Source organism: Thalassospira xiamenensis M-5 = DSM 17429 (genome assembly GCF_000300235.2).
Classification (GTDB): domain Bacteria; phylum Pseudomonadota; class Alphaproteobacteria; order Rhodospirillales; family Thalassospiraceae; genus Thalassospira; species Thalassospira xiamenensis.
In genome coordinates this window covers 167,501-190,788 of the sequence record NZ_CP004388.1, presented here as the reverse complement: position 1 = coordinate 190,788, position 23,288 = coordinate 167,501, and the positions used below count along the sequence as shown (strand labels likewise).

The window sequence follows — 23,288 nt, the reverse complement described above, 5'->3', positions numbered from 1 at the left end:
TCACACCTCACCCGGCATCAATACGAACATTCCAATAATGTCCGGTGGAAGGACAGCCTCAACACTAACGCGGGAGGCCGATCCCGCCGCTGCTCGCAACCGCGCGTGATCTTCAACAAGTTGCTCAGCACGCTCGTTCACAAAAATCTCCAAAGGCCCGGCAATCAGCCTAGGTAAATCAGATTTCGCAGCATTGACCATGCGGTCACGCGCGATAGCAGCGAGGTCTGCCGTAGCAGACGTGTTCAACAATTCGCGCGCTGCATTACCATTCGCCACGATTCGATCCCCTTGAAGGGCTACCAGCGCTGCTTCTTCAGCAAGCAACATTCGTTCTTTACGAGAATGGACCGTTATCTTGAAACGAATGCGCAAAAGCATCAGCCGTGTCATTGCTGAAACCGCTGTCGTTGGCCAAGCACCTACTCGACCGATACCAAGGTCGGGAATAGCTTCCGGATCAAGAGATGCCTCAACTAAGCTCTCTGCCAATGACGCGGTCAGGGGATGCGTCCTCGTGAGAAGAGATGTACCTGCAGGCGCTGGTTCAGTAAGAGCAAGCTTAACCGATTTCTCTTGTCCTTTTTGCGCCAATGTCTCTCTCAAACTTTCCTGTAAAGCATGAACATGCGCGATATAGGTTAAGCGTTTTTTTTCCAATGGAACGCCGAAGCGAGACATTGTGCGCTGGACGAACAAAAGCGCATCATCTGGCGAACCAAGCAGATCTTTTACCTTGTTCCATTCTGGTTCCACCTCGGCCGGTTTCATCACGTTCTGTGCAAAACGAGCACGTGATTTCTTCTCATTTTCACTTGCGTCGCGCCATCGCGTTTCCATCGCCTGCGTACCATCCTCTAGACGCAGATCAAATGTCAGCTGTTTGTGACCGCCGCGGCGAAGCATCATTGCTGCTATAAGGGCATCAGTCACTGGTCCGCGCTCATCAGGCAAGGGGACTGTTACACCAGTGGCTTTTCGGATATCCCGCGCCTTCCTCAGAATCACGTCAAGGACCGCGCCATCAATGGCACTGTCGGGCGAGAACATCATGATTGATCGCACCAACTCGGCAGGTTGGCCAAAGCGGTCTACACGCCCCTCCCGTTGCTGATGCCGGGTTGGGTTCCAAGACAGGTCGTAATGTATAACCGTGTCAAATAGTTGCTGTAAGTTGATCCCCTCCGACAGGCAGTCAGTCGCTACCAAGATCCGCTGAACAGCCTTTTCGCCAACTTCAACCGCCATCTCTGCAACACGGTCTCGACGCTCATCGGGCGTTAGTTCGCCGGTTACGGACTGAACATTCAGCTTCGGGAATGCTTTGCGAAGACCGTTCTTGACATATTCTGCCGTCGCTAGGTAACGACAAAACACAACTGGGTTAGCCCCGCTCTTAATCAAAGGTTTCAGAACGCTGACCAGGGCTTCAAGTTTGGGATCCTTTGTGCCCAACAGGCCCCTAGCCTGGTCTAGAAGAGACTGAAGCGCCGGATCATTGGCAAAAATCGTATTTGGCTCAACATCAACGGCATCTTCATCGTCGCCATCTTCATCAAATATCTTCGGCTCCAAGCGGTCAGCCTCATTCGAGGCACGATTTCTTAGAGCACTAAGCGCAGCGGCAGGTGACGACCCCACACAGCGCATCAAGGCAAGCGTGCCCCAAAATGCGAGCCGCTGATCTCTCTTCTGATCTCCAGCTTTCGATACAACAGACAAGCAGTAATCTATCGCAGCTTCCTGAAAGGCCAAATGCTCGGCTGACAGGCGATAAGAGGACTCCTTTGTTTCATGTTTTGGAAAAGAACTGTTTTCGTCCCAGTCCCCCTCGATCAGATCAACCCGGCGCCTTTGAACAAAATGCCGCGCCAAGCGCTCACGATACCGCGCGTTATCGAAGTCCATGGACGCGAACTCTAGGTCGATTAATGAAAGCAAACGCGCGAAGGCTTCTTCGTCACCTGAATGCGGCGTTGCCGTAAGCATTATCAGCCGACGCTCAGGGTCTTTCGCAAGCCCACGAAGTAAGTCAAAACGTTGCTGCCTGCCCTTGTGCGTTCCAACGCAAGCATGCGCTTCATCGACTATCACAAAGTCTGGACAGGACCTTGCAAATCCTTCTCGACGCTTTTCTGCCTTGATGTAGTCAAGACTTACTACAGTGAACGGGTAGGCATCAAATAGCGTTTGCGCCAGCGGCAGAGTGCGCTCCAGTCGGGACGCTGTGCCTGATGTTACGGGGACGGCTTCAATGCCAAACCGGTCCTTGAGTTCAATAATCCACTGATCCACAAGATGAGGCGGGCAGAGAACTGAAAATGCATCAACCTCCCCCCGATCCATCAATTCACGCAAAATTAAGCCCGCCTCGATGGTCTTACCGATACCAACGTCGTCGGCAATCAAAAGACGCGGCACCTGAAGTCGCAGAGACATCAACAGAGGAACAAGTTGATAAGTCCGTGGTTCGAATGCGAGTTGGGCTGCTGAACGAAAAGGGCCCGCACCACGCCTCAGGGTCATACGCAAGGCATCCGCTAGTAGCGCAGCTTTTGACTGAACGGTGGGACGAGAATCCTCTGGAAGATCAAAACGGGCGTGTTCGACCGATGTAATCTCAAGGTTCGGATCTAGGATGAGAATATCGTTCTCATTCCCAGACAGAGGACGCAACGCCATCAGACCTTCACCCGGTGCTGGAAGTGCGACCCACTCTCTGCCCCGCGCGCGCACCAAATCCCCTGGCGTAAAACTCACCGTCATTCTCAACCCTCAAAATTCTTCAAGAAATCGTCCGGCAAACCTGCGGACGACGTAGTTGGTAGATCAAGCAGAACCCACCCTTTATTCAGCGCGTCAGCTTCGGCTTCCGGTGTTATGCTCCCGGTCGTCGCAGCAACCGCAAAAGCACGCCATATAAACTCGAACTCAATACCACCGAAGGTCGCAGGCATCGTATCTACTTGCGGTAGTCCGGCGGCTTCGAACGCGGCAATCCAAGGCGATGCTATTCCCCCAGAACCCGCTGTTGCGGCCAATAAAATCCGTCCTCGAGCAAGGTCGATAAGAAACTGTCCCACTTCAGGGCTAGAACGATCAATAAGCTCGTGATCCGGCTGGTTGAAGTATGACAAGAGACAACGGTAGCAACCACGCACACAGCTACCGTCTTCCTTTTCTTTGAGAAGGGCAGCATCGCCTGCTGCAATTGCCTCTTCAACATTCTCGAAATGCATAAGGCTCAACGCAGTACTGGCTATTTCATTGATCGCGTTTTCATCATCGATCAGCCGGGTCAGAACGCCAGCTCCACCTTCTGTCGCCTCGTATGTGAGGATCGCTCTTCGGTTATCTCTGGCTGGTAATGGCTCTCCCAGGATTTCCCCTTCTTCCAGCTGGAAAACCACTTCTATTCCGCGCAGGAGGGCATGCTGAACAGTAGCGATGGTCTCCAGTTTGTATTGCTCGGGCTTCTCGAACCGGAATAACAAAGCGTTTTTCCTGTCACGAACAATGGGAACAATACGTACAGGCTTGACCACGTCTGGCGGAACATCCGTGTCACTGTCTTCTTCTTCAGATTTTGCCCAATACCCCGACCTTGGATCAATATTGAAGCCAAAGACCGTTTGATCCTTACGCCTTTTCAAACCTTTATTTAAACGGCTGATCTCGGCGCTGTTCGCGTATTGCAGCGCGAGGAGGGAGTTTTCCCCGCAAACGAAATCAGCACTTGTGACTTGGACCCGACCATCTTTCTGAGGCCAAGAAAACACGGTCTGGATGTCGAAGCCTTGCCTGACCCGCTCTTCGTCGTTGGCAGTAATACGTTCTGTTGGCGCGGCCTCAACATTATCAATACGCAGCGTCCTTTTTATGGGAACCTCTCCCGCCAAATGATTATTGCAGCCCTGACAACGTTCAACTTCGCCCTCGTGTGAAGCTCCACAATTCGAACAGATGTAAATATCTTTAGTTGCAAGCTCAGAGCCATCGCCCTGACGAACTTCTGGAGGTAACTTGGCTTTAAGGACCCGGTAAGCACGCCCTTCATGATAGATTAGACTTCTCGGCCCAAATTCTGAGATTGCCAAGAACCGCGCTCGAGACAGGAAGGATCCGGAACTTCCCTCGCCAGGCACAAAAGCATATAGCGGCAGCCGTGGGAAGTTGTACCCCGGCAAAAAGCCCTCTGTTGCAAGATATCTGTAGGAGTAAAAATCTGAGCCATTGGAAGCCTTACCCTGCTCCAAGATTGCTAACTGATCCTGGGCTTGCATTTGAGCTGCTTTGATCTTGCGTCTATCTGCATTTGCCAAACCGGTTATCTCGGAACGCTTGTTTGCTTCTGCCAGCTGGGTACGCGCAGATCTGTATAGTTCACGCCAACGATCAAATGCACGATTAAACTCCTTGGGTGCATCCATTGCTGTTTGGAGGATAAAGGCTTCAACGTCCCCCATCCAAACAGGCAACTTGCCATCATCTGACAGCAAAATCTGGTTTAAAACACGTTCCATCGCCCCCCGAGCTTGAGACACCAAACTGGACCTTGAAATGACTTCGAGAACTTCTTCCTTTAAAGGATATTTTTCGTCATGTAGGTCCAATATCTCTGGAATATCCGGAGACAATTTGAGTTTGGCCTCTGCCAGCCAGACGGCGTGAAGGTGGGAGCGAACCAATTCCTCATTGGTGATATCGAGCGCAGGGGGGCGAACAATACCCGCCACCATGTCATTCCGGCGGTCAAAAAAGTATTGATCATGAGGGGAGCCAGACGCGCAGTAAGTAACCACAACGGCAGCTTGCCCTGATCGACCTGCGCGACCTGCACGTTGGGCGTAATTTGCAGGTGTTGGTGGAACATTTCGCAGATACACCGCATTTAGCGCAGAAATATCGACACCAAGTTCCATCGTCGGAGAACAGAATAGTGCAGGCAGGAACTGATCAGACTCACCTGATGCCCTTATTTCAGTCCTATTCTCCGAATTTATAAGATGTTCAATATCATCCTGCTCAAAACGGAAGCGCCATTCCCGCCACTCCCGCTGCTTTTGCGATACTTGAGCCGTATGCTCTCGACCTTCCAATCCCCAATAAGAACTTTGTCCATTTCTAAGATCACTTGCAATCGATGTGTAAAGATTATGAAAATACTGGTTGCCACGCTTAGTTTCATCCGAGACCGCTGGACCTGGAATAAGACGCACCGCCGACGGCGACAGTCTCCAACCGGTAACATCCGCGTCGAGCTCAACGGGAACCAAAACCCCTTCTTCTGAAAGGAAGGAGAGAACACCCCGCATGAATTCATAGTATTCTTCCTTCTTAAGTTTTACCCCCAGAACCTTTTTGCTGTTCAAAAGGCGAGCGATTCTTGAGTTAGGACCAGCTCGCAAAAGAGTTTGCTCCTCGCGTAACGTTACAACGTTCTTATTGCCCGCGCGGAGGACAAGGGAAGCTCGTGTCCTTGGGTTTTCCTTTTGATCAATAGCCCATGGCGCTTGAAGCAACATACGCGATTTCTGTGCCACACCATCCATTACTGTGAGGTCGAGGGCTTCAGTTTGGACGGCAAGACCTTCCAACATTGCTGATAGCAAGGTCTTTAGGACAATCTGGCGACGTTCAGCATCAAGATCACCAAGCACTGGCAAAATGCTCATTAGTCGCTCACGGTCACTCGCCAACTCCTCAAGCCCTAAGAAGTTAACGTCGATCAAATTCAAAACAGATAAACTGGGATTGGTAAAACGCCATCCGCGACGCAAATCTGTCCAAACACGATGAGCAAGTACTTTGGCAAGGGAACGTTGTGCGTCTTCACGCATAATTGCACCGGCATTCGCGTCGAGTAGCCAGTGCTTTCGAGCAGCTTTGTTTTCAGAAGTGAAACCAAGTGCTCGAACGACATTAAGCCCAAACTCATCTTCAGCTAGCCCAGTTGCCCCTGCGGCTATTACTGCCCGAAGGATGGCACCACGAAGTAGGCTTACAAATAAGAAATCATTGAAATGCCCTGACTGTAACGCGGCATCCTGCCGATTGTCCGTGAACCCCAATAGCTTCCGCTTTGTATCAGGAACGCCACTGTTTGGCTTATGCATCCATTCCAAGGCACTAGCTACTAACAAGGTCGTAGCTGAACTACGTCCCTCACCAGAGAGCCCAGCGAGTTTGCTGCGCTCCCTCATCCCTTGGGTCGGCTCATCGTGGCAACACAAACAAAATGCGTACTTCCCTGGTATGAACCAGAACCCGTTGCCATCGGAACTGTGACGACCATCTGCGCCAATAAAATAAGAAACAGGCATGCGCTTCTTGCGATAAGATCTTAGACGCTCAATGCCATTCCTTTCCTCTCGCCAACTATCCGGATATCCCTCCAGTTCACCCGTGAACTGAAAGTCGGCGTCAGATGGATTAGCAGGACAAAGATATCCAGCAACCTCATCTTCTTCAGGTTCGAGAGGCGTATCGTCGATGCTACGAGGTAAGAAGCGCAGTACCCCATCGTCTTCTATTTTTGTAACGACATGATATTCTTGACCACAATTTCTACAAAAACGGGTTGGATAAAGACGGTTACCAGGAGCTTCGGGGTCCTCTAATTGCCCTTCCAAAAGAATTCGCCGTGGCTGGGACGTTAATGTCGTAAAAACTTCTCCCGCGCCCGAGATAAATCGATGCAGTTTGAAGGCAAGGAATGCCGCGTCTTTTTCCCCTCCACGCTCTCGTTCCGGCAAGCTCACCCTTGTGAGAAACTGCTCTAGGTATTCGCGACATTTTTCTAATTCAACACCACTGTCACTTGATAGTTTGCTGACAGCTTCCTCGAACGGAATTGGCTTCTTACGTCTCAACTCCAGGCCATCTTCCAACCCAAGTTCTAACTCTGCCCAAACAGCAACAGGGTGATGTTTTAAAACTTCATCACTAAGCGTATCTGGAATTGGATGAGTTATGGCCTTCCCCAAAGCCCCCAGTACCTTCTCAATTTTTAAGGAGTCATCTGTTGCACGTTGCAAAGATTCATCTATGACAGCATCTGGACCAATCTCGGCTCCGAATAGTCGGGACGCAACCTTCGAAACAGCAAGAGCTCGGCCTTCATCCGACCCTTCTGAAGCCATAGTCGCAGACGTCCCTATACATATCGGTACATTGTCAGCACAGCACCTATCACGAAGTCTGCGAACCAAGACTGCAACATCGGCTCCTTGGCGCCCGCGATAGGTGTGTAGCTCATCTAAAATTATAAATTCGAGCCCTGATGCATTCCCGACCACTTTCGCATCCAAGTCGTCTTGTCGCGTAAGAAGAAGCTCTGCCATCATGTAATTGGTGAGAAGGATATCAGGCGGGTTCGACGCTATACGCTCGCGATCTTCTTGGCTTTCCTGCCCAGTGTATCGTTTGACAACAGGCTTGATATCTTCAGGTAAGCCTGATTGAGCGATAAACTTGTCGATCTCCTTCATCTGGCTATTCGCCAATGCATTCATGGGATAGACAATAATTGCCTTTGTCCGACGGGGTTTACCAGCTCTACGCGCCCGAATAATGGCATCCACAACAGGAACAAAAAAGCATAAGGATTTACCTGATCCTGTGCCTGTAGTAACAACAAAGCTTTTACCAGACTTAGCCTTGGCAATTGCCTCAGCTTGGTGCTTATGCAGTCTTAGCGGCGTTTCTCCAAACCGAAAGACACGTCCGGTACCTTCATCCAAATCGTTAGAAATCACCAACTCATCAACCGTTGGCCCTGCCAAAAACCTGGGATTGAGCGACAACAAAGCATCTGGCCAAAATCTTCCAGCATCGTATTGAGCGTTTACTTCAGCACTCAAGTCAGATGCACGAATTGTGCTGAATGAGCGGGAAAAATGCTCGTAAGCATTAATCAACTGGTGGTCGAACTCAAAAGCTTTCATTAAGAATCCTAAGTGCTGCGGTACCTGTTCGATTGGCCTTACGAACAGGTTGTCGGCAATGCCGAACGGTCTAATAAAATTGCACCATAGAGAAGCTGGGAACTGACTGTCACCATTGATAGCACACCGGAGCTCTCGACGCAGTCTCCCCTCTCATCCCCATTTCCGGCCTATTTCCTGTCCATTCCTAATACATCAACGAGTTTTCTAGGTGCGATGGTAAACGCAGCTATCCCAACTCTTTATGTTGAGCATGGCATCGCCATGCGAATAAGCAGGAAGCCCGTTTGGGCTGTTTGGTGGGCCCACCAAACCTATCCTGCCCCCACCACGACAGGGTAAAGTTGTGGAATCTCTGGCACAGACTGGCACAGACTGGCAATCTTAGTCAATCTCTGGCACTTTCTGGCAATCACTGGCAATGCACTGTTATTGCTTGATTTTTTGCAGAACCTATTCTTACGAAAGGATGCGCTTTTACCCTTGCGCATTAGTCCTCCCGTCGAGTAATCAAAAGAATCCCGATGCGCTTCTACAACCAGAGCGGAATACGCATCGTCGACAGGCAAGGGGCTGAAATGAGCGAAATCATTACCTTTAACTTCGATAGCGTCGATTTTCGTGCCATCGAAATTGATGGACAGATCTGGGCTGTAGGGACAGATGTCTGTAAAGCACTTGGCTATCGGGATGCGGAAAACGGTTTGCGAAACCTCGATGATGACGAAAAGGGTACACACATTGTGAGGACCGCTGGCGGTGATCAGAATTTGCAGATCATCAATGAAAGCGGCCTTTATTCACTGATCCTTCGAAGCAGAAAGCCTGAAGCAAAGCGTTTCAAAAAGTGGGTAACATCCGAGGTCCTGCCATCCATCCGGAAAACCGGCGCATATCATCATGCCCAGACCACACCGCCAGCCCCAAACACCGACCAGCAGGAACTAATCGAAGCTCTTCTCGACAAAGTCAGCCTGCTCGAGGAAAACCGTTCGCTGGTTAAAGGTCGAATAACCCACGACAAGTTCCAGGGCGTTGCCCGCCAGCTTTTCGAAAAAACCGATTTCGACGACGAAACCATTGCCGAGATCCTTGCTCCAGGTATCGGCACCTTCATGCCGGAATGGGTCAGTTGGCAGAGACGACGGCATTGAGACCGCTCTCCCCTCCTTCCCTCCTGAACCAACCTGTTCACCGATCATAAGAATATAACCAGATTACGAGGCTTCCTTGAGAGCTGGAATTTACGCCCGTCACTCGACCGACAAACAGGGGACGAGCTCCGAAGATCAAATCCGCCGCTGTCAGGAATTCTGCCGTTTCAAGGGATATGATGTTGTCCAGATATATCGGGACGAGGCGCTGTCAGGAGCCCATATAGAAAACCGTCCCGGCATCAATGCTCTGCTGATCGGAGCGCTTAATGGCCAGTTTGATATTGTCATCGCCGAAGATCTCAGCCGCATCAGCCGGGATCAGGCCGATACGGCCAATTTCTTCAAGAAAATGATATTTCTCGGCGTCCCTGTTGAAACTGTCAGCGAGGGGCTGATCAACGAGCTGCATATCGGCTTTAAAAGCACCCTGAATGCGCTCTATCTCCGGGATCTGGCCGATAAAACACATCGGGGCGTTGTTGCCGCTGTTCTTCGTGGTGGCGTACCTGGCGGCAAACTCTATGGCTATGATCTGGTCCACGCACTTGATGAATCAGGTGAACCGATACGCGGCAAACGAACAATCAACCCGCAGCAAGCCGCAATCGTGCGCGAGATTTTTGCCGCATATGACGCTGGCCAGAAGCTCAAACATATCTGTGAAGATCTTAACCGGCGCGGTATTGAAGCACCAAATGGCGGCAAATGGGCCCCGACCACGCTTGTCGGTTCTTTTGTCCGCCAGACCGGTCTGCTGCGTCAGACGCTTTATAACGGCACGATAACCTTCAACAAGATGCAGTATCGCAAACACCCGGAAACCGGCAGACGTGTCTCGATCATGCGTCCGGAAAGCGAATGGGTAACGGTGCCGATCCCCGAACTGGCCATTGTCGAGGAAAACTTGTTTGCCAGCGTGCAGCGTTCACTTGATCAACGTTCAGCTCGACAGCGTGAGCGCAAACTCGCCCCGAAAGTCATGACCGAGGAGGAAAAGCGTGAAATCTCGATCAATCGGTCACGGGAATGGCGGCGAAGCCAGGTCATCACCGGCAAACGCGTGAATGCGGTCTTTGGCGGCAAGCTCTATTGCGGCAAGCATGGCGAGCCGATTGTTGCGACCTATGCCCGGCACTATTCCTGCAAATCGAAAGGCTGCCCGAACCGGAGCCTCAATTATGACCAGATTATCGCAATGGTGATCAAAGCAATCAGCACGCTTGACCAGGACATGATCAAGGCACATTTCGACAATGCAGACATGGTAAAGAGGCGGTCCAAACTTGAAGGCGAGATCAAGCGACTGAGAAAAGAGCTTGAGGATATACGCACAGGCCTAAACAAGGTAATTGATGCTCTGGGGCCCGATGCCAGATCTCACGAAATCCGTGCATTCTTCGATGACAAGTCAGAACAGATCCATCGCACGAAACTCGATATTTCCCAATGTGAACGGCAACTGGCCGATACATCACTCCCGAAAAGCATCGACCGTATTCTCGCTCGACACAACAAACTGATTGCCAAATTACGGGTCTGGTCCCGCGATCCGGAAGCGGTGATCCCGCTTCGCCAAATCATCGACAGACTGACCCTTCACGCCACCTGGGATGAGATCGAGGAACGCTGGGATCGAAAATGCGAGGTGACGTTTGACTTTGCAGCGATCATCGCTGCCGACAAGCGTCATTCACAATAGGATTCAATACGCCTAAACTGGTTCGAATTGTTGAGCCTTCATTTGTGTCGTTTCAAGGTGAACCAGTATTGATTACCGCCCCACAAAAGTCTTTGTATGTCATGGAAAAAGCACGCGATGGAACGGGATATGTTCTCACTGAGATAAGACGTGTACAGCGATACAGGGCCAGCAATGATCAACTGACCTATGTTAGGTATGATTGGCACTGGTATCCGCTGTACGATGCAAAGAAGCTAAAGCGATATGTCGATGTAAAGCGCCGCAAAAGTCGGCGAAACATTTTCTATGTCAACGGAACCCCGCATATAAAAGCAGATTTCAACATGTTGCCTTACATCAAATGTTGGGATCAGCCTCTAGGTCTATACAAAACTTTTGGGCCTGACGGAACCTAACTATATCGAGATTGCACCCGGCAGAATCCTGCCGGTTCATCACATAGACATTCCCCGGTCGATCTTCTGGAAAGCACGTGGAATAGCTGTCTTGAGCCAGGACGGCAATTGGCTTGCGACTTTTCGCGTACGCCCTTTCACACGGCACAAAAGCAACCTGCTTCGCTCTCTCGAATTATCAAAGATGTAAACCCGGTCCGCCACACCTATGAACTCGGCAAGCCTTGCAAGGCTCCGCGGATAACGGCGTTTTACGTCCTCAGAGGGCACATGATGCCCTCCCGCTGCGACGCGCTGCGCGATCCTGGCAATTGACAGCGACGGATCAGGCAATCCGACATAAACAAAATTTATGCCATAGCCTTTCGATCTTGCTGCCTTGACCAGTTGCCGTTCACGCTGCCCGGAAAGGGTCGTCTCTATGATGAAAGAGTTGCCAGAAGAAAGGTGGTGTTCCTGCTGCAAAATAGCTTCACGGCCCGCATAAACCCTGCCACGCTCTGGATAAAACTTATGAATATTATCCGGATTAACCACCGGCAAGGACTGAGGTTCTGCAGGGTTATACCGCTCGACCAGTGTGCTTTTGCCTGCCCCGTTTGGACCGGCAACAATCCAAAGCTGAGCCATCAGATGGCACGGAGAACTTCAACTGTCCCGTCATCATTGATGGACACCAGTTCACATCGGCCATCGGGCCATTTGCGAACAATACTGCCTTCATGTGTCGGGTCGCAGTAAAATACCGGTCGCCCAGCCTCGAGATGGGCCTTGGCCGCCCGCCCGTCATCATTGGCGAGCTGCTTTTCAAACTCTAGCCAGAGCTTGCGGCTATCCGCCCCGCTGGCATTGGTCACCTGCTCGAATGTGATTTCCGGCATGAGATTTCCTTGCTGCACATCATCTGTATGTTTTTAAGACATACGTTCTTATACACCATCGACAGTTTTTGAAAAAACGCAATATCGAGCCCATCGAATTGTCGCGTTTTTTCAACTATCGGCTAACTGCTTACAGCTTCGCCAAACAACTCAAGGAAATCAAGCTCAAGACACCCACCGAAACCATTGAGGAACTCTGAAAATCAAAACCAGATGTCTTTATTGCAAAACCCAACCGTCACACTGTGGAACCAAACACCTAATCTAAACGGATATCTTTTGCGCTCAAATATGTACGGTTAAAGCCTTGGGATTGAGGCCGAACCTTTTGCTCAACTCTAACGGCATTTCGCATTCGTAAGCGCCCCCGTGATCGAGAAGATAGGATGTTGTCTGCGGTTCGCGGTATTCGTCAATTTCAGCCTGAGATGCGCCGACATATAGGCCTCGGATCAATCGAAAACATCCGCTGTGGGTAACCACGACATGTGATTGATCAGTTGGGAGTTTTTCAAGCCACCCTTTTATCCGGATGCTCAGCTGAGTTTTGCTCTCACCTTCGGGAACCGGATAGTTCCATGGGTCGCACTGATATGCGTTAAACTCAGCCGGGCGGGATTGGGACACTTCTGATAAGGTCATGCCTTCCCAAGTCCCGTAGTTGCGTTCCTGAAGCTTGGAATCAAACTTGAAACCCGAATAACCAATGTCCCAACAATCGGAGAGGATTGAGGCTGTCTGTCGGGCGCGGCCCAGAGGACTGGTTAGGTAATTCACGGGACCGGCAATGCGCAAATCTGACCAAAGATCACGAATGTTTTCAGCAACGGCGCAGATCTGACGAAACCCATTCAGGGTTAACGGTGCATCCTGTCCACCTTGCAGCCGTCCCTCGACATTCCATTGGGTTTCGCCATGTCGGATCAGTAGAATGGTTGGGAGTTTTCTTTCAGACATTTTCTAATTTTCTCGATACAGGTCGCAAAAGGGCACCAAACATTGCAGTATGTTCGGTGCCCCGGTTTCTTCAAATCAATCGCGGATCAGAACCGCCTGTGCGGGATCTAGTTTCAGTGCGACCTTTTCACCTTTTTCCATTCGCTTCTTTCCACGGGTATGGCGTTCGTCAACCAGCAATTCCTGTCCGTTAACATCGATGGCATAACGCACCATACCTCCGAGGAATTCGGCCGATACAACCGAACCCGAGAGCACACCTTCTGCACCACCGGCGCTGAACTCGATACTTTCGGGACGCACCACCAGACGAGCTTTACCCAAGGTTTCTTCTGCACCGACCGGGATGTGAAAGTTCGCACCACAGTCAAAACTTCTGCCCGACTCAGCAATGACCACCTCACCTTCGAGGATATTGGCCGTTCCAAGAAACTTGGCAACAAAGCTGTTGGCCGGATTGTCATAAACTTCATCCGGGCGACCGATCTGCTGTACAACACCATCCGCCATGACCGCGATGCGATCACAGATGGTATTGGCTTCTTCCTGATCGTGGGTCACGAAGATGGTGGTAATGCCAAGACGACGTTGTAGTTTGAGCAAGTCCTGACGCATTTGGACACGCAGGTTCGCATCAAGATTTGAAAGTGGTTCGTCAAGAAGCAGAACGCGCGGCTCAACAACAATGGTACGTGCGAGCGCAACACGTTGCTGCTGTCCCCCCGAGAGCTGAGACGGGAAACGTTCCGCGTAATCACCCATACCAACCAGTTCCAGCGCAGCACGCACTTTCGGACCGATTTCCGAAACTGGGACCTTGCGTTCTTCAAGGCCAAAGGCAACGTTTTTGGCAACCGTCATATGCGGCCAAAGCGCATAGCTCTGGAACACCATCCCCACATTCCGCTGCCATGGGACCGAACCAACAATATCTTGTCCATCAAGTTTGATCTGACCTTTTGGGGTTGGACCAAACCCAGCGATTGCGCGCAAAAGCGTTGACTTACCAGAGCCCGACGGGCCGAGAAAGGCAAAAAATTCTCCAGGCCGGATGGCGAGATTGACCCCTTTGAGAACTTCGGTATTGCCGAATGACAGGGAAAGATTTTTGATGTCGATCTGAACCGGAAGTGTTTGCATCGTGGTCATGGTGTCGGCCTCCGCGCGAGGATTATTGGAAGGATTGCTTGTTGCGATCATGCTGCATCTCCTGCAGCCTGCTCCATGCTGCTGCGTTGCTGGCGTGCACGGTCAACCATACGATGGGACAGGTATGTCGCCAGCCCCACGATAATGACCGCCATGACGCCTAGTGCAGCACCCGGACCACGGCCCGCCGCCGACTGCATGAACAAGTAAAGTCCGTAAGCAAGCGGTGCGTCATTTTCTGTGGAAACAAGCATGATGGTTGCGGAAAGCTCGACCGCGGCGGTCGAGAAGCTGGTGACAAAACCCGCCACAAGACCACTTGCCATCAGCGGCACAACAATTCGTCGGACAGTCCGGAACTTGGACGCACCAAGGTTTTCCGACGCCTCCTCCAATGAAGGGGAAACCTGCTGCAAGGCAGCGGTACAAGACCGCAATGCATAGGGTAAACGACGCACAGCAAGGGCAATAACAATAATCCCCCACCAAGTAGCCATCGGCTGATCGGTAAATGGCATGTTCACACCATAAAACACACGCAGATAACCGATACCAAGCACTACGCCCGGAACGGCAAGTGCAGAAACCGCAAGGTAATCAAGCCATTTACGACCAATAACATTGGTACGCATCACCACATAGGCGATTGCAGTTCCAAGAACGATGTCAATGACACCGGCAAGTCCCGCATAAATCAGCGTGTTCTTGATAAAGGTCCAGGCAGACGTAAATGCGGTCCCATAATGGCCAGTGGTAAAACTGTCGGGCAGAACACTAAAGGACCAGACAGAACCAAATGACAGCAAAAGCAAGCCCAGATGCGGTGCCAGCACGATACCAAGAATAGAGAAGATCACAACGTAGCAAAGGATGGCTTCATGCGAACGCAGATCACGCTTGGAAAGGCCGCCTCCACCTTTTTGCGTGGTGGAATAATCTTTACCGCGCATGCCAAGGAACGCCACCCACATGGCAAAGACCGAGAAGACGATCAGGATACAGGAAATCACATATCCCATCGGATCAGAGATACCGATTGAGGAGATGCGCAAATATGCCTGAGGTGCCAGCATGGTATTCACGTTCAGTAAAAGCGGCGTTCCCAGGTCGTCAAAAACCTTGACGAAAACAAGCGACGCACCGGCTATATAACCAGGCATTGCAAGCGGAAAGACGATGCGACGAAATAGACGAAAACCGCTTGAACCCAGCATCTGGCCAGCTTCTTCCATTGAGCGATCAATGTTCTGAAGACTTGCACTGAGATTGATCAGGATGAACGGGAAATAGTGAATGGACTGAACAAAGATGACGCCATTCAAACCTTCCATGAAGGGAATGTCGACCCCGAACCAGTCACGCAACAAAAGGTTTACGCTGCCGTTCGATCCAAACAGCAACTGCATGGCGACCGCACCTATAAACGGCGGCATGATCAGAGGCACAAAAGCAAGTGTCTGAATAATGACCGAACCCGAGAAATTAAAACGGGTCGTGAAATAGGCCAGTGGAAGCGCAAATGCCGACGCAAACACGACAGACATGCCCGACACATAGACAGAGTTGAAGAAGGACTGGCGGAAAAGCGAACTGTTAAAGAAGTCTTGGAAGTTCACCAGCGTCAACGAACCACTGGATGGGTCCTGGAATGCCACCTGAATAACTTTCAGGACCGGAACCAGAAGGAATGCCCCGAGGAACAGGACCACAATCCCAGCGACCATGTAAGGACCAAGCGAAGAAAAACGCACCGGTCGCGCAATAGCGGCGGAGGACATAAGTATTCTCCAATGTCGGAAAATTTGTCCCCTGCCAGAGAGGTCATTGTGATGAAATTCTCTGGCAGGGAGGGTGAGCATCATGCAGTCCCCGTGCATACCCCCAGCGGCTGCGTGGTGGATCTACATGATACCAGGGAGGTCAGTGCGGTTTAGAACATGAAGCGGGCCGTATTCGCGAGTTCAGCTGCTTTCTGGTAGTTCTGAACGATCTGGTTATCCCATTCCTGTTCGATTTCAGCCTGACGTCCTTCGACCTTGTCAGTCTGTTTCTTACGTTTGGTTTTGAAGATCGCAGCAAATTCAGGATCATTTGCCTTGGCTTCATCAATCGGAAGCGTATGGAGAAGTGCCTTGGCATCAGCGATCAGCTTGGTTGCTTCGGCATTGGCAGAACCGTTTTCAGCCAATGCGGCTTCGGCTTCCTGAATAGCTACGGTTGCTGCGCGCAGGTCTTCCAAACGATAGGTAACCATGACGTCGAACAGCGAGTTCACGACATTGTAGCGCCCTTGCGAAACCGCGGTGTCAAAGTTGACTTCGGACTTGATCGACCCATCAAACGGGTTTGGCAAACCTTTAGGTGCATTGGCATAAACACTCTTATTCACCGGCAGACGCATGATTTTCGGGTCGAACAACAGGCCTTGGCCGGTTTCTGACATCAGGAAGTCGATGAACTTCTTGGCCGGCTCGCTATTCGGTGCATTGTTGATCACACCGATATTGGCCGGAACAAGGGCCGTGACGCTAGGATAGCGGAAATCAACCGGGAAACCTGATGCCATCGACGAGAAGCCGAAGAAATCGATGACAATACCGATACCGAACGAACCGCTATTCACCCCGTCCGGCACACCAAAGCTGCGCTCGGTGATGGTTTTGGCATTCCCGGAAATGTCCCGGATGGTCTGCCATCCTTTTTCCCAGCCTTCACCCTGAAGAATGGTTTCAATCGTCAGGTGCGTCGTCCCCGAACGCGACGGCGCGGAAATACCAACATGGCCGTTATAGACCGGCTTTGCCAGATCTTCCCATTCACTTGGTTCCGGAAGTTTGTAGGCATCCATGTAACGTTCGTTCCACATGAATCCATAACCCGAAAGAGCAAAGCCGGAATAATATCCGTCCGGATCGTTGATGGGATAGCCGTTCAGTTCTGTCGCAACACCACTGACAGACGATTCATATTTTGCCAGAAGACTGTTTTCCTTGAGCACTTCGAACGCATCAGGTGCCGACGCCCAGAAGATATCCGACTGGTTATTCTGCGCGGTTTCAATCAGGTACTTCACACCTGAAGAGGTGCTTTTATTGACGACCTCGACGGAAATTGAAGGATTTTCCTTCATGAAGGCGTTTTTGAAGACGTCCGTCAGATCAGATGGAAATGATGTAACAATAACAAGCTTGTCATCTGCGGCATGTGCTGTCGCTGTCGCAAGCATTGCAGCAATCGCAACACCTGTCCCCAGGTGGCGCAAAGTCTTGTGAACCATTTTGGACACTGGTTCCTCCCTATTTGGTTGTTCATTGACCGACAACGGTCGGCAACCAAACAAGAGCAACGTCTGTGCCAGAAGGCACCCTCTCACCCTAAAATGAGTAACTAATTGAAAAATAATGAATAAATCAAAAATCGACTCACCTATGAAAGCAGAGAATGGGTCAATTCTGACACATCAGTAAAAAATCTGGTGTCACGAACGACCCATCACTCGCTGCTTGCAAATGCGCGCTTATCGATCTTGTAGTACTGCATCCGCAGATACAGCTTCTTGCGCGGGATAGACAGATAGTCTGCTGTTTCCTGGACACGCCCACCACAACGTCGCAAGGCAGATACAATCACCTTTTTTTCAAACGCCTCAATCTGATCGGGCAACGACATTATCCTGGCATCAAGCGGATCGGTTGCCATCCCAGCACTTTCAAGCTGCAAGGCATAGCGTTCGGCGGCATTTACCAGTTCACGCACATTCCCCGGCCATGACTTTCCGCGCAAATCATCAAGATTGATTTCGGTGATTTCCGGGACCGTCAAACCGTGCTTGCTACAGGCCTTTGTAACGTAGTGCACGAACAAAAGTGCGATATCGTCACCACGTTCACGCAAAGACGGAATTGTCAATGACGCGACCGCCAGCCGATAATAAAGGTCGGCGCGAAATCTGGTTTCTTCAGATGCACGCTCAAGATCTTCCTTGGCGGCTGCCACCACACGCACATCAATTTTGATCTGGGATTTCCCGCCCAGCCTTTCTATCACCTGCCCTTGCAAGGCTCGCAAAAGCTGGGTTTGCTGGCCAAGAGGCATGCTTTCAATCTCATCAAGGAAAAGCGTCCCCCCGCTTGCCTGTTCAAGTTTACCAATACGTCGGCGATCTGCACCGGTAAAGGCCCCGGTTTCATGACCAAACAATTCGCTGGCAATCAAGGTTTCGTGCAAGGCACCACAGTTAATCGCAATGAAAGGCCCGTCCTTACGCGGTCCCAATTCATGCAGTGCACGGGCAACCAGTTCCTTACCGGTACCGGTTTCCCCATAGATCACCGTATTGACATCCGCTCCGGCAACAACGGCAATTTGCGCTCGCAGCCGTTCAATTTTTGGATGATTACCCATAATGTGATTTTCAATTTTATAGCCGTCCGAACTGCTATTGCTCAGACGCCGGTTTTCCAGAACCAGCCTACGGAGTTCGGCAGCACGTGCCATCACCGAAAGCAGGGCATCCGGATCGGCCGGTTTTTCGATGAAATCATAGGCACCTGCTTTAACAGCCTTGGTTGCCATCGGAATATCACCATGGCCGGTAACGATAATGACCGGAATTTTCGGATCAATGCGTTTAACCGCATCCAGCACGGCAAACCCGTCCATCTCGGGCATTCGTAAATCGGTCAGAACCACGCCGGGCCATCCGGCATCCAGGGTCGCAATTGCCGCGGCCCCGTCTTCGAATGAGTGCGGCGTAAAGTCATTCAGATGCAGGGTTTCTTCCCATGCACGGCGAATTTCAGCTTCATCATCAATCAACAGAACAGGTGGTTTTACACTGTTATCGGTCACGTTTTAAACAGCTCCACAGTTGCGGTCGTTCCACCCTGATCACCCGTTCCAGACAGGACCTGCAAACGACCACCAAGGTCACGAATGATATTGAATGAAATCGACAATCCAAGTCCCAGCCCTTTGCCCGGCGGCTTGGTCGTAAAGAAGGGTTCAAAAAGTTTATCACTGACGTCCGGCGCAAACCCGGTACCATTATCAATAACCGAAATGAGCGCCTGTCGGTCAGTTTCGCTGATGACCATACGCAGACCTGGGTTCGCCTGATGTTCTACCGCATCGACCGCATTGCTGATCAGGTTGATCAAAACCTGCTCAAGCTTTGCCGGATCGGTCAGAACATAAACCTGGCCGTCTGGATAGTCGCGAACAAGTTGGATATTGCTCCGTGTCATCCGCTCTTCAAACAGCGACAATGCATTTTCCAGAACCTCGACCGCGCTATGGCGCGTGACGGCCTCCTGCGGACGGCGGGCAAAACTTTTCAGATGGTTTGACGTCTTTGAAAGACGCTTCACCAGCCTGTCTATATCTTCGAGTTTTTCACGGCATTTTTCGATTTCGCCGCGCTCCAGATACAGTTCAGCATTGTGATTATAGGAACTAAGAGCTGCTAATGGCTGATTAAACTCATGGGCGATGCTTGCTGATAACTGTCCCAATGCGGCGAGTTTGGCTGCCTGCAAAAGTTCGGCCTGGGTTTCACGCAAATCTTGTTCTGCCTGACGGCGCAGCGCAATTTCGTGGCGCAGTTCGCTGTTGGTCTCCTGAAGCACCTCGGCGTGAGCTTCAAGTTCCTGGGACTTGTGGCGGAATAGACGAACCACATCGGCAAGTTGCCCGATCTCGTCCTTGCCATCAACCAGAACCCGGTGCGCAAAGTTGCCATCAGCAATGATCTGCATCGAAGACAAGACACGCATCAAACGTTGTAACAACTGCCCGCGGATAAAGAACACCGAAAACAGGATCAGCAACACCACGGTGGCAAGACCAGCTAGGGCACCGAACAGTTGCCCGTTGCGTACTTCCTGCTTGATCTGAAGCGATACGTTTTCGGTGCGCTGACCACTTTCAAGTACCGCATCAGCAACAAGCCCGCCCAATGCTTCAAGTAAGATCGCACTTTCGTTCTGAAGCTGGGCATTCTGACGGCGCAAGGCTGTTTCACGCAGCTTCAATTCAAGCAGATCACGCGGACTATCGCCATAAGATGCAATTTCACGCCAAATCTGGAGCAAGGTGATGGAACTGCTGTTCTGTTGCAGGGCCGGAAGGTTTTCGTTGGCCTCGGAAATACTCTCCAAAAGGCGAAGCCGAAGCTGTTCGATCGCCCCAAAATCATCTTCACCAACCGCACGCAACATCAAACCGACAATCAGGTTACAGGCGGCATGCAGACGCCCAAGGGCCTCTGTAAAGCGAACTTCGTTAATCACCGCATCGGCCCGGATTTCCTGTCCCGGCGCGGAAAAACTGCGATCAATCTCCGATGTTACGTTGAAATTGGCATCAATCAGCAAGGGATCGACTTCGAGCAAAAAGTCGCTATGCAGTCGGTTGATTCTTGCTACCTGTCGGCCCAGATCATCGCGCATGGTGAACTTGCCTGCGACATTGGCATCAAGCTTTTCGACATTGCTCATCAAAGCATCAAGCAACCCCGCCAGCTTTTCTGTCAGTTCCGGCGCGTAGATTGCAAGCTCGTCACTCAGTTGTTTCAGATCCCTGAAATGGCCTTCCAGACTGTTCAGAGCTTCTTGGCGACCATACTGGGTACTGGCACTGCCCAAACGCGGGGTCGCAACCCTGATTTCCTGACCTATCTCGGCAAAGCGGGCACTTGTCGCTGTAATCGACAGGTTTTCCGATGCCAAATCGGCAACCGTCTGACTGACGCCCCCCAGTGTCAGGTTAGAAATTACCGTTGCCATCACCGAAACGCTTGCAATGACAAAGATCGACAAAGTCAGCTTGGACTTCAGGCTGTGTAGACGCCACTTCATTTCACAGCCCCTGTATCAAGGTGGCTTTGAAATGCATCCATGCGCGCAATCAGTTCGCGGGCGGACTTGAAACGCTGGCTGAAATCGTTCGACCAGCTGTCCTGCAAACGAAGTCTGCCAACGACCGCGTTTTCGGTCGGAACCCCATCGGAAAACACCCGTTCAAAACTGTGTTCATTGGCCATAAAGGCCGCAACCGGGACTGATTCAAGCGCATCACGCACCGCATTGAGCAACGGCTTGGTCGCATCAGACTGGGTAATCACCGGTGTGGCTTCCAACCGTCGCAACGATTGCCAAAGTTTTCTGAGTTCAAGTAACCGGTGCGTGATCATATCATCATAAAGCGCATTGACCACGGCCATCCGCCGTGCCGCCAGTTTTAAATCAAGGCCCTGTGCAGGATTATTTTCGGATGGCGAAAATCCTGCCTGCGGCCAAAGTTTAGGATCAATCGGAATGCGTCGGATTTCCGGATGTAAGAGCAAATGCTGAGCGATATCACCGCGCAGGAAGTCAACAAATTCTAGAGAACGGGCGTTTTGCGCTCCAAGTCCAGTCACTGCCACACTAGCCGGGAAGTACCAGCCTGGTGAAAAAGCCTGGAACAACAAAGCCTCACCCGTTTGCGGTTCAGATCTAGCCAGAAAATCAATCCCGATCCCGAACGGGAACCGTTTGCGTGCCACCCCGTCACGTACCCCGAAACTGCGCGCGGTTACCGTCGCAAGGTTCCCGCCAATTTGCGACAATAACGCCCAGCCATCCTGCCAGCCATATTGTTGCAACAAGCTCTCGACAAAAAGGTGGGTCGTCCCACTGCGTGACGGCGAACTCATTCCCAAAAGGCCGTAATAGTACGGCGACGCCAGATCGGCGATTTCAACTGTTGTGGTTCCAAATGGTTGATCTGTCGCTGACATCATCCCGATTGTCGAGAGCGCAAAGCCAAACCGTGAGCCGTCAGATGCGTCGATCTGAATACCCCCATTTGTAACGGGCTCTGATACTTTTTCTGGGAACTTTGCCAAGGCCCCCTGTTGCTCAAGCAGCTCAAAGGCAACCGGCGAACTGGCCCAGACAATATCGGGAACCGGTCTGCGGTTTTCACGCACATGGGCAATCAGACCAATGGTGTTCTTGTTCTGAACACACACATCAACTGTGCCCGATTGTTTTACAAACTGGTCAATAAACGGCTTGTAGAATGACGACGGATACGACGTCAGAATACTCAGTTCACACGCTGTGGCCTTGCCCGATATGGCAAATGCCAACATACCGGCAGCAATCTGGACTACAACGCGCAACGAGGTTGCTGGCCTCAAACGCATTGAACTATTTTTCGCGGACCGTTGGCGATTAGCCTGCTGTCCGCGCCTCCCGAACTAGTATTTGTTCTTATGTTTTCTGCAGAACAACGTTCTGCCTAGTCAGCAGATACTATTCAGGAAGCCACGTCATTGCGACCTTTTTAATCATTGATGAATTCAAATCTGAGCCATTTACAGATTTATCCAGACGACACGCACAAAAAAGCCATAGACACTATTATCATGCGCCTTTGCTTCTCATTTTTTGGTTCAATTCATAGTCCGATGGGCAAGACGATCTCACTTTCAAAACACTGCCAGACACCAAGCGCACGCATGGTGTTCTTGACCGGTGTGGTAATATCACCGGTATCAAACTCCTCGATGTCGTGGATCAAGGCATAACCGGCAGCCTCGGGGGGCGCCAGATCGCAAGCCTGCACGCAGTGCTGGGCAACGGTAACATCACAGGCTCCGTTCCAGCGTCGGATGCGGGACAAGCCAGCCGCCTGATGACGAAATACCTCAAGCCGAACTTCAAACGACACAGGAAAATGATCAGAGGACATCATCAGCTCACGCATGACACAGCTCCGATCTGCAAGCCCCGGCGTTCGGCAACGGGTTCAATGATGGCCAACAAATGATGACGGGCAATATCCTGAACGCATCGGTTCCGGGCTTTTAATTCGATTGTATTGCCACTCAGAACCGCCCGGATCTGTGACAGCCAGATACGCGGGTTACGACATCCGGGAATATCCGACTGCGCGACGACCTGGCATATCTCTTGCCATTCCGGTGGATCGGATGGATCACAGACAGCCGGGAAAACGCTCTCATCAGCCGACACTGACACCTCGGAAACCAACCCATCGAGAATGTCCAGCAGACCAAGCCGTGAGGGCCTTTTCCCGCGTCGTTTAACATC

The 23,288-nt window shown here is 51.2% G+C and carries 15 protein-coding genes (1 of these 15 cut by a window edge); 2 read left to right on the top strand and 13 right to left on the bottom strand.

Annotated elements, in window-relative coordinates; all coding sequences use genetic code 11:
• Window positions 1-2,766: a DEAD/DEAH box helicase gene (locus TH3_RS00860; RefSeq protein ID WP_007092223.1), complete on the bottom strand. Its 2,766-nt coding sequence runs from the start codon at window positions 2,764-2,766 to the stop codon at window positions 1-3.
• 2 nt (window positions 2,767-2,768) lie between these two features.
• Entirely contained in the window at window positions 2,769-7,946 is a 5,178-nt protein-coding gene (locus tag TH3_RS00855) for a DEAD/DEAH box helicase (protein WP_007092222.1), read from the bottom strand.
• A 578-nt stretch (window positions 7,947-8,524) separates the two neighbouring features.
• Here TH3_RS00855 and TH3_RS22190 point away from each other — a divergent pair.
• Window positions 8,525-9,100, top strand: coding sequence for a BRO-N domain-containing protein (locus tag TH3_RS22190; RefSeq protein WP_007092221.1), 576 nt, complete (start codon window positions 8,525-8,527; stop codon window positions 9,098-9,100).
• Between the two features lie 76 nt (window positions 9,101-9,176).
• Window positions 9,177-10,802 carry a recombinase family protein gene (locus TH3_RS22185; protein ID WP_007092220.1) on the top strand — a complete coding sequence of 542 codons (1,626 nt, stop codon included), beginning with the start codon at window positions 9,177-9,179 and terminating at the stop codon, window positions 10,800-10,802.
• A 437-nt stretch (window positions 10,803-11,239) separates the two neighbouring features.
• Here the strand turns inward: TH3_RS22185 and TH3_RS00835 are convergent, their stop codons facing one another.
• The 11 genes from TH3_RS00835 to TH3_RS00780 form a co-directional block, all read right to left on the bottom strand.
• Entirely contained in the window at window positions 11,240-11,830 is a 591-nt protein-coding gene (locus TH3_RS00835; protein WP_007092218.1) for an ATPase, read from the bottom strand.
• A complete protein-coding gene (locus tag TH3_RS00830) occupies window positions 11,830-12,081 on the bottom strand; it encodes a hypothetical protein (RefSeq protein WP_007092217.1) in 252 nt (83 codons plus the stop codon). The genes TH3_RS00835 and TH3_RS00830 overlap by 1 nt, the downstream gene beginning before the upstream one ends.
• Window positions 12,082-12,366: 285 nt before the next feature.
• On the bottom strand, window positions 12,367-13,038 hold the full coding sequence (locus tag TH3_RS22180) for a histidine phosphatase family protein (RefSeq protein WP_007092216.1): 672 nt from the start codon (window positions 13,036-13,038) through the stop codon (window positions 12,367-12,369).
• Window positions 13,039-13,113: 75 nt separating this feature from the next.
• Window positions 13,114-14,187 carry an ABC transporter ATP-binding protein gene (locus TH3_RS00815; RefSeq protein ID WP_040060331.1) on the bottom strand — a complete coding sequence of 358 codons (1,074 nt, stop codon included), beginning with the start codon at window positions 14,185-14,187 and terminating at the stop codon, window positions 13,114-13,116.
• A gap of 47 nt (window positions 14,188-14,234) precedes the next feature.
• Entirely contained in the window at window positions 14,235-15,965 is a 1,731-nt protein-coding gene (locus tag TH3_RS00810; protein ID WP_007092214.1) for an ABC transporter permease, read from the bottom strand.
• Window positions 15,966-16,117: 152 nt separating this feature from the next.
• Entirely contained in the window at window positions 16,118-17,464 is a 1,347-nt protein-coding gene (locus tag TH3_RS00805) for an extracellular solute-binding protein (protein ID WP_007092213.1), read from the bottom strand.
• Window positions 17,465-17,679: 215 nt separating this feature from the next.
• Entirely contained in the window at window positions 17,680-19,038 is a 1,359-nt protein-coding gene (locus TH3_RS00800; RefSeq protein ID WP_007092212.1) for a sigma-54-dependent transcriptional regulator, read from the bottom strand.
• Window positions 19,035-21,044, bottom strand: coding sequence for an ATP-binding protein (locus tag TH3_RS00795; protein ID WP_007092211.1), 2,010 nt, complete (start codon window positions 21,042-21,044; stop codon window positions 19,035-19,037). The genes TH3_RS00800 and TH3_RS00795 overlap by 4 nt, the downstream gene beginning before the upstream one ends.
• The gene (locus TH3_RS00790; RefSeq protein ID WP_202965953.1) at window positions 21,041-22,378 is read right to left on the bottom strand and encodes an ABC transporter substrate-binding protein; all 1,338 of its coding nucleotides are present in this window, start codon (window positions 22,376-22,378) and stop codon (window positions 21,041-21,043) included. Before TH3_RS00790 ends, TH3_RS00795 begins: the two co-directional genes overlap by 4 nt.
• 254 nt (window positions 22,379-22,632) lie before the next feature.
• Window positions 22,633-22,941, bottom strand: coding sequence for a hypothetical protein (locus TH3_RS00785; RefSeq protein WP_139328327.1), 309 nt, complete (start codon window positions 22,939-22,941; stop codon window positions 22,633-22,635).
• A protein-coding gene (locus TH3_RS00780) for a helix-turn-helix domain-containing protein (RefSeq protein WP_007092208.1) crosses the window boundary here: on the bottom strand, window positions 22,929-23,288 show its 3' portion. 645 nt of this gene lie beyond the right edge of the window; 360 of the gene's 1,005 nt are visible here — the last part of the coding sequence; the start codon falls outside the window, past its right edge; the stop codon is at window positions 22,929-22,931. The genes TH3_RS00785 and TH3_RS00780 overlap by 13 nt, the downstream gene beginning before the upstream one ends.